The sequence below is a fragment of the Shewanella sp. 1180_01 genome, from assembly GCF_052850535.1.
Genome location: NZ_VXCT01000092.1, coordinates 1 through 8,913, shown reverse-complemented (window position 1 = coordinate 8,913; position 8,913 = coordinate 1). Strand labels below are relative to the sequence as shown.

The 8,913-nt window shown below is 46.1% G+C and carries 6 protein-coding genes and 1 pseudogene; 4 read left to right on the top strand and 3 right to left on the bottom strand.

Features of this window, described 5'->3' with window-relative positions:
* Positions 1-17 precede the first annotated feature (17 nt).
* Positions 18-1,906, top strand: a pseudogene (locus FW758_RS23710) (S8 family serine peptidase).
* A 106-nt stretch (positions 1,907-2,012) separates the two neighbouring features.
* Here FW758_RS23710 and ubiT read toward each other — a convergent pair.
* Positions 2,013-2,558: a ubiquinone anaerobic biosynthesis accessory factor UbiT gene (ubiT, locus tag FW758_RS23705; protein ID WP_012587061.1), complete on the bottom strand. Its 546-nt coding sequence runs from the start codon at positions 2,556-2,558 to the stop codon at positions 2,013-2,015.
* A 137-nt stretch (positions 2,559-2,695) separates the two neighbouring features.
* Between ubiT and ubiU the strand changes: the two genes are divergently transcribed.
* Together ubiU and FW758_RS23695 are read left to right on the top strand one after the other, a co-directional pair.
* Positions 2,696-3,706 carry a ubiquinone anaerobic biosynthesis protein UbiU gene (gene ubiU / locus FW758_RS23700; RefSeq protein WP_446446724.1) on the top strand — a complete coding sequence of 337 codons (1,011 nt, stop codon included), beginning with the start codon at positions 2,696-2,698 and terminating at the stop codon, positions 3,704-3,706.
* A gap of 41 nt (positions 3,707-3,747) precedes the next feature.
* A complete protein-coding gene (locus tag FW758_RS23695; RefSeq protein ID WP_446446723.1) occupies positions 3,748-4,641 on the top strand; it encodes a U32 family peptidase in 894 nt (297 codons plus the stop codon).
* A gap of 170 nt (positions 4,642-4,811) precedes the next feature.
* Here the strand turns inward: FW758_RS23695 and FW758_RS23690 are convergent, their stop codons facing one another.
* Positions 4,812-5,510, bottom strand: coding sequence for a hypothetical protein (locus FW758_RS23690; protein WP_012089856.1), 699 nt, complete (start codon positions 5,508-5,510; stop codon positions 4,812-4,814).
* Between the two features lie 694 nt (positions 5,511-6,204).
* Here FW758_RS23690 and FW758_RS23685 point away from each other — a divergent pair.
* On the top strand, positions 6,205-7,563 hold the full coding sequence (locus FW758_RS23685) for a YjiH family protein (protein ID WP_446446722.1): 1,359 nt from the start codon (positions 6,205-6,207) through the stop codon (positions 7,561-7,563).
* A 500-nt stretch (positions 7,564-8,063) separates the two neighbouring features.
* On the opposite strand, the gene FW758_RS23680 is transcribed toward FW758_RS23685, so the two are convergent.
* Positions 8,064-8,783 (bottom strand): hypothetical protein, encoded by a 720-nt coding sequence (locus FW758_RS23680; protein WP_446446721.1) that lies wholly within the window; start codon positions 8,781-8,783, stop codon positions 8,064-8,066.
* Positions 8,784-8,913: the final 130 nt, after the last annotated feature.

Sequence of the window (8,913 nt, the reverse complement as noted above, 5' to 3'; positions counted from 1 at the left end):
AGAAAATGGAGTTCAACATGCATAAGAAACATTTAATAGCAGTCGCAGTCGCAACGGGACTTGCTTACTTCCCTGTTAACGCTAATGAATACCAAGCGACTATGGTAAGTGTCCCACAATCTAAAGCCATCAAAGATACTACATCGTTGTATTCAATACCCCAAGTGTTCTTAATCTAAGTAATAACAACACCATAGCTGAATTCGCGGTTCAACAAGCCGAGAGTTTAGTCAATCAATATGATGTCAGAGTGATGAAAAACTTTGGCAATGTGCTCAACGGTGTACTCATCAATGCCAGTGCCCAACAAGTTAAAGCACTGCTTAAAGATCCAAACGTGAAGTACGTAGAACAAGATCAAATTATGACGGTGACGCCTAAAGTCGAAACTAATGCGGACCAACCGAGTCCGACCTGGGGCATAGACAGAATCGATCAACGCAACTTGCCATTGGATAACAACTACCACACGGATTACGATGGATCTGGTGTGACCGCCTTTGTTATTGATACTGGGGTGCTTAATACACATAATGAGTTTGGCGGCCGCGCAAGCAGTGGCTATGACTTTATCGATAATGATTACGATGCGACTGACTGTAACGGTCATGGTACCCATGTGGCAGGGACGATTGGCGGCTCAACCTACGGTGTCGCGAAAAACGTCAATGTGGTGGGTGTCAGAGTGCTCAACTGTTCAGGTTCTGGCAGTAACTCTGGCGTGATTGCAGGGATAAACTGGGTGAAAAACAATGCTTCAGGCCCCGCTGTCGCGAACATGAGTTTAGGGGGCGGCGCCTCCCAAGCCACGGATGATGCCGTCAATGCCGCTGTTGCCGCAGGGATCACCTTCGTAGTCGCAGCCGGCAATGACAATAGTAATGCCTGTAATTATTCACCTGCTCGCGCCGCAGATGCCATCACTGTCGGTTCAACCACCAGTAACGATTCCCGCTCGAGTTTTTCTAACTACGGGACTTGCCTTGATATCTATGCGCCCGGTTCGAGCATAACTTCCTCTTGGTATACCTCAAATTCGGCGACTAATACCATTAGTGGCACCTCAATGGCATCCCCCCATGTGGCAGGCGTCGCGGCATTATACTTAGATGAAAATCCTAACCTCTCCCCCGCACAGGTGACTAACTTACTCAAGACGCGCGCCACTGCGGACAAAGTCACAGATGCTAAGACAGGCTCACCGAATAAGTTACTGTTTTCACTTGCAAACGATGATGGAGGCTGTGGCAACGATTGCCCAGTTGACGAGACTCAGCTGCAAAATAATGTGGGTATTGCGATCAGTGGAGCCACAGGTTCAGCGACTTATTACTATATCGATGTCCCCGCAAATGCAGCAAGTTTAGGCATCAACCTCGCGGGGGGCTCTGGCGATGCGGATATTTATGTGAGCCAAGGACAAAAACCGACTACGACCAGCTATCAATGCCGCCCATATCAAAATGGCAACAATGAGAGCTGTAATTTCACTGCACCTACGGCGGGTCGTTGGTACGTGATGGTTCAAGGCTATAGCAATTATGCCAACGCCCAGCTGACAGCTAGCTACAACCTCAATGGCGGCGGAAATTGTACCGATGCGAACTGCTTAACCAATGGCGTACCCGTCACGAATTTAAGCGGAGCAACGGGAACTGAAGCCCTGTATAAAATCGTCGTCCCAGCGAATAGCCAACTCAGTATTACCACCAGTGGTGGGACTGGAGACGTGGATCTGTATGTCAAAGCAGGGACTGTCCCAACGACCACCAGCTATGATTGCCGTCCCTATAAAAACGGTAACAATGAAAGCTGTTCGATTACTGTGACTCAAGCGGGAACTTACCATGTGATGTTACGTGGTTATGCTAATTACTCGGGCGTTCAACTGAGCGCAAGCTACTAGCGAGTGAATCGGTTCAGTGAGTTTTTAATCAAACTAAAGCCCACTAAGGTAACAACTTAGTGGGCTTTTTAGTGGTTTATTCAGAAGCCAATCTCGCGAAATGGCTTTAATAGCGTGATAAATAACTTGGAGACTTAGCGAGGATAACCGTTGGTTTTGCTTCGATTTGTAAACGCTCAATCACTGCGGCGAGTTTTGCAATGCTGAGGCGAATTGGGGTCGGCATACTGGCAAATTCGATGCTGAGCAGCAGGTTTTTCACTTCGAGCCCTAATTCTGTATCGCCTTCAATACTCAACTTACGCTGGAAGAATAGCGTATCAGGATCTTCCTTTGCTGCTGCCACGAGTATGAGTTCGGCTGAATTGGCACTAAAGGTCACCTGCGCATCGGTTAACTCTCTGACTTGCCACTTGCCATTAAAACTCACCTCAAAGGCCAGGTTTAAGTCTTCCACTTGAATCGCGACCCATTTATCAGTCAAAAATCCGAGTTCATCGTCTGCGGCTTGTTCGGCGAGTAACAGCCCAAGTAATTGGCTGATGGCTTTAGCTTTGAAACTAAAAGGCAACTTAGCGAGGGGAAAGCCGATGGCTTTTGGGGTGAATTCTAAAAGTTGTTGAGCGATTTTTGCGGAAAAAACAGCGGACATGGCGGGAACCCTACAAGAATAAAACATATATATCCCAGTTTATCGGGATTTTATGATCTTAAACCTGTTTTAAATCAATTCATCGCCATTCAATCTTACCTACACTCAGCGGCTATCATTTTATCAGGAGCATCACTATGGAGCTGTTGTGTCCAGCAGGAAATCTGGCCTCGCTAAAGTCGGCATTGCATGCCGGAGCCGACGCTGTGTATCTGGGATTAAAAGACGACACCAACGCGCGCTCGTTTGCAGGATTAAACTTCCCCCCCGCAAAGTTGCAAGAAGCCACTGAGCTCACGCAAAAATACGGCAAGAAAATCTTCTTAACCTTAAACACTTTCCCAAAGCCCGGCGAAGAACATCGTTGGTATCAAGCCATTGATTTAGCGGCAAAACTGGGGATGGATGCGTTGATTGTTGCCGACCTTTCTTTGCTCGATTATGCCCATAAACATTATCCACACTTACCGCTGCATTTGTCGGTGCAAGCCAGTGCGACCAATCTGGGTGCGCTGAATTTTTATAAAGAAGCTTTTAACATCGCCCGAGTCGTGTTGCCACGGGTGTTATCGATGAAACAAGTGCGCGACCTTGCCAAGGTCAGCCCAGTGGATTTAGAAGTGTTCGCCTTCGGCAGTCTATGCATTATGGCAGAAGGTCGTTGCCAGCTGTCGTCCTATGTGACGGGTCAATCGCCCAACACCGGCGGCTCTTGTTCACCAGCAAAACACGTGCGCTGGCAGGAAGAAGGACAGAACCGATTAACTCTGCTCAACGACGTGTTGATTGATAAATCAGCCCTCGATGAACAGATGGGTTATCCCGTAGTCTGCAAAGGCCGTTACATCACGGAAGATCAAGATTCGCCGCAGTATTTGCTCGAATCACCAACCAGTTTAAATACCTTAAGCTTACTGCCCGAACTCGCTAAGGCGGGCATAGTGTCGCTAAAAATCGAAGGCCGTCAACGCAGCCCAGCCTATGTTGAGCAAGTCACGAGAGTTTGGCGCCAAGCCATAGACACCTATCTGGATAATCCTGAGCTGTACTCAACAAGCCAAAACCAACCCCATTGGGAACAAGCCCTTGCAAAAGTCTCCGAGGGTCAAATCACCACACTTGGCGCCTACGAGCGTGATTGGCAATAAAAGGTTAATGAACAAAGCGCCAGATTAACAAAGGACACCTTATGCATATTTCCCTAGGCCCGCTGTTGTATTGCTGGCAAAAACAACAGGTCACTGATTTTTATCAGCAAGTCGCCGCGAGTCAAATCCCCTTAGTGTATTTAGGTGAGGCCGTCTGCAGTCGCAGACGTGAACTCAAATGGGGCGATTATCTAGAGCTGGCGCAAATGCTCAAGCAGGCCGGTAAAGAAGTGGTGATTTCAACGCTGGCGTTAATCGAAGCGCCATCGGAATACACTGAGCTTAAACGCCAAGTCGATAACGGCGAATTTATGGTCGAAGCGAACGATATGGCAGCTGTCTATCTCGCCAACGAGCACAAGCTGCCCTTCGTCTGCGGCGCGAGTATCAATAACTACAATCGCGCCAGTTTAGACATTTTGCAGCGATTTGGGATGCATAGGTTTGTGATGCCAGTGGAACTTTCAAAGGCTTGGCTTAGCCAAGTGATCCAACAAAAGCCGTCATTTGAAGTGGAAGTGCTCGGCCACGGCTATTTACCCCTCGCCCATTCGGCGCGCTGCTTTACCGCTAGGCACAAACAGCTCACCAAAGATCATTGTGAAACAGTGTGCCGTGAATACAGCAAAGGGCTACTCGCGCAAACCCAAGAGCAGCAGCCTTTGCTCAGGCTCAATGGGATCCAAACTCAATCCGCCAGTTGTTTAGATTTACGCAGTGAAATAACGACAATGGCAAAGATGGGGGTAGATGTGTTTCGGGTTTCACCCAGTAGTTTTAACTGCATCACCACAGCCAATGCCTTGGTCGATGCAATTAACACGCCTGAAAATGCTCAAGACTTCTCGATTGGCAGCGATGCGAACCTAGAGAGAACCCAGTGTAACGGCTACTGGTTTGGAGAAGCAGGCCTTGCTGTGCATGCCAATCCCTAGCCTGACTCAGAGCCAGAGTCATAGTCATAGTCATAGTCATAGTCATAGTCATAGCATGAGCCTAAACATGAGCCAGAGCTTAATCTAACGAGGAATCTGAGCTGGAACCATAATCTGAATTTAAGCCAACATCGACGTTAACTTAAGGAATGAGTTTAACCAGTGAAGTTTCACTCTTGGCTGGCGTTTAACTGACTAAAAAGCAGCACAGTGGTCCAGCACAATAGACTCCCCAGCCCTATCCATTCCAGTAGGGCTGGCCACCACAAACTAGGACGCGGCAGCTGCAATACCATCTCCTGATAAAACGGCCTATCGCCTTCGGTCAAACCTAAATCCAATTGCGGCGCATACAGAAACGTCATCATGCTGCACAGCACAATGAGGGCTAACAACCCAGTCCAGCGACCAAAATGAGACTTGCCGAAAAAAACTAAAGCTAAGTAGAAAATCGCACTTAAGCTTCCCAGATAGAAAAACCATTTCAGCCCTAAAACGTGCAAGTGATACACGTTCACCGGAAATAATCCCACGCTCGCTAAAGCTAAAAAAGTGCATGCCAGACTGATAAAGAAGGGATATCCCCAAAAAGATGTCACCTGTTGTAACGAAGACAAACAATAAAAGACAAGACTTAAACTGCCAAAGAACAATCCCCCGTTGAGGATCACAGCAAAAGACGAATGGCCATAAGTCCCCAATTCGCTTAGGGTATGATTTAAAAAATTAAAGCGATGGGATTCGGCGTCGTCAAATCCTAAAACAGTCATCACAATACCGATTAAAAGCCCAAAGATCCCCAGAAAACCAAACTTAATGGCCAGTGTCGAGCCGCCTTTAATCTTAACCTTCTCTACTTTTGCAGTCATGAATACTTGAGTTGGATAGGAATGATACTAACTTACATGGAAATGAGAAGATTTAAAGCGGCGGGTATCCGCTTTATGAATAATATTTTTACTTTCATCGTTATTAGCGACTTTTTAGTCAGCCTCCAAAACATCAAGATGCTGAGGAAGATCACGATTATCTCTAAGCAGATTTAACTGCCTGTCGCATAAAAATGTACCGAGCAGCAAAATACACTGAACATAAGCGTGGCATTCTTAAACAGTGCTTACCCACGCTATATAGAAAGTGTTATCACGACAGCCCGCTTAAATCGCACAAAAAGCCAACCGATATGGCTGTAAGGCTAAAGTTGCTGATGTTTTTTTGTGCAAAAATAACATCTCAATCGTTTTAACTACATCATCATACAAGCGATTAACCCCTCAGAAACAACAATCCATAACACCATGTTTGTAATAATTTTTTATGTGAAACCATCCAGAAGTATCGACCTAATATCACCGACAACTTAAGTAAAATAACTATGCTGTTTTGCTGCTTATATCAAACTAACTAGCGAATCGTTTTACATAGACAAGCTAAGCGAGTAATCTTCCCCATTCTCGTTTTTGAGTTGAATTTAAATGCACCTTAATTGGCGTCAACAGCGCGTTATGTGCGGCTATTAATTCAAATTTACCATGTACGACTCGTACTTTAAGGTGTACAAAATTGACTACTGAAAATAAAAATCGAAACATTAAGACGATACTCACCTTTATCGTCCCTTCGCTGATCGGTCTGTTGTTATTTATGACCCCTATCAGCTACAACGATGCGATCACTATTCCAATCGCGATTATCTCTAAAGCACTGCAAGGCGCATTGAGCGGCGTGTTAACCCTCATAGTGACCATGATTATCGTGGCTACGGCGCTGGCCTCTTCGCTGTCAAAAGCATTTAAGCCTAAGTTTGTGGCCCAGAATCACTTCCTTAATGCCTTATTAAATGTCAGTCCTTTATGGTTGATCACGCGGATCGTAGGTGCGGTGTTTGTTGTGCTGACCTATTTAGGCTTAGGCCCAGAGGCCATTAACTCCTCAAGCACAGGTGCATTAGTCTTAAACGACTTACTGCCCGTGTTGTTCTCCGTCTTTATCTTTGCGGGTATGTTGTTGCCGCTGCTGCTGAACTTCGGTCTACTCGAACTGTTTGGCACACTGCTAACCAAAATCATGCGCCCCGTGTTCAATCTACCGGGTCGCAGTGCAATTGATTGTATGGCCTCATGGTTAGGTGATGGCAGTGTCGGTATTTTACTGACCAGCAAACAATACGAAGCACGTTTTTATACCCAAAGAGAAGCGGCCGTTATCGGCACAACCTTCTCGGCGGTATCGATTACCTTCAGCCTAGTGGTGATCTCACAGGTTAAATTAGAGCACATGTTTGTGCCCTTCTATTTGACTGTGTGTCTCGCCGGTTTTGCCGCTGCTGTGATTGTGCCTAAATTGCCACCGCTGTCGTGGAAGAAAGACAACTACATCGACGATACCCCACGCATGCCAGATGATGAGTTGATCCCTGCGGGTCACAACGCTTTCTCTTGGGGTTTTGATAAAGCCTTAGAAAAAGCCGCCAGTGCCAGTGGCATCAAAGCCGTTTTGAATGAAGGCGTTAAAAACGTTGTCGATATGGTGTTTGGCATTATCCCTGTGGTAATGGCCATTGGTACGCTGGCGCTGATTATCGCCGAGCACACGCCTATCTTTAATTATTTAGGTATGCCGTTTATTCCATTACTCGAATTGCTGCATATACCAGAAGCCACCGAAGCCTCTAAAACGATTGTGGTGGGTTTTGCGGATATGTTTATTCCGTCAATTCTGGCCAGCTCAATTGAATCGGATATGACTCGCTTTGTGATTGCGGCCTTGTCTGTGACTCAGTTGATCTACATGAGTGAAGTGGGCGCATTGCTTATCGGCAGTAAAATCCCGGTGAACTTTGTTGAGCTCTTCGTGGTGTTTATTCTACGTACCTTAGTGACTCTGCCAGTTATCGCAGGTGTGGCGCATTTACTGTTCTAAAAGCTAACGGCAACAATAGCTCAGCTAAAAGGGGAGTCAGGTTAACTGACTCCCCTTTTTTGTAGTAACTCATACACGAACTGACCGTTTTGATTATATCGTACAACCTCCACTCGACACCACACAACTCACTTTTGGACAGAAGTACTTTAAGAATTTCTGGATAGCACTGCTGAAGGATCAAACTTGGTCATTTAATTCTTTAAGTGCTGGCTTATGATGAGCCATGGCATTCGCTCACCGACACGCAGCAAGTCCGTCCTTGGATGCTCGACCGCCCCGTCCATGGGGCGGACGGTCGTCTCGCTAATCACCATGGCTCACCTTTCTAGCATTGGCGTAGTCAGTAAGTTTTAAAGAAATAAACAGCACGTTTTTGGACAAAAATGAGTTAGGTTATTAACTCTAACTGATGAGTTTCGGATTACCATTTCTATGGAGATAACGCCCCGGTTTGGAGCCGCGAAGCGGAGGGAAATCGGTCGCTGTGCAGCCGATTGTTAGCGCAATCTTTCATTACTTAACCCTACCTCTCGAAGTAATAGCCTGCCAAGCGAGGTAATTTTGTAGCCCTTAGTTTTCAGCTTAACCCCTCGACTCGACGTATCCATGTCAATGTCTTTTTCTAGCAAACCCAGGGATGCAAGATGCTCCTTATAGCTATTCTGCAGTGTAGATTTGTCGAGTACTGGCTGAGATGACCCAAGGTGTGCTGCAACTGGATTAAGTATGTGATCATGCTTCTCTTGAAACTCCGTATCACCACCCATTACGCGATTTAAATAAAATCTCAGCCAAATAATTTCAATATCATTCAGCTCTCCGAGAATACGAAGTAAATGCTTGGATTCATAGTGTTCTATATCATCTGACGAGATACTATTGGAAACAAGCGATGATATGTAACCTCTCCTTTCATCTGTTAGCGATCTCGCTGCTTGCCGCAAGCTTTCCTCTACCAAATCTGTAAAGTTCTCATCAGACATGTTTTGTTTAACAGCGTCCTGCTCGATTTTCGATAACCTGCTTTCGAGAGCTTCCGCATATTTTACACTTCTATCTATTCGCTGATTTGGTATTACATTCCCGGCAATTTCTGCAAGTAATGACCCAGCGAAAGGAACCATACCAAGTGCAGACTTTGCAGCAGAAGCGACATAATCGGCACGCGAGTTCTGTAAAACGATTCCTTCTTTATTGGGGTTCTCAGATTGATCCATATCGTTTCTCTCCATCGCGCTAACGCCGCATTAAGGTGTGAGCAACGCTACCACGAAACCTAACCATATCATCTTAAAAAACCAACCATGACACAAAAAAGCCAAGCGTTGGGAATCACTCTTAAATGCT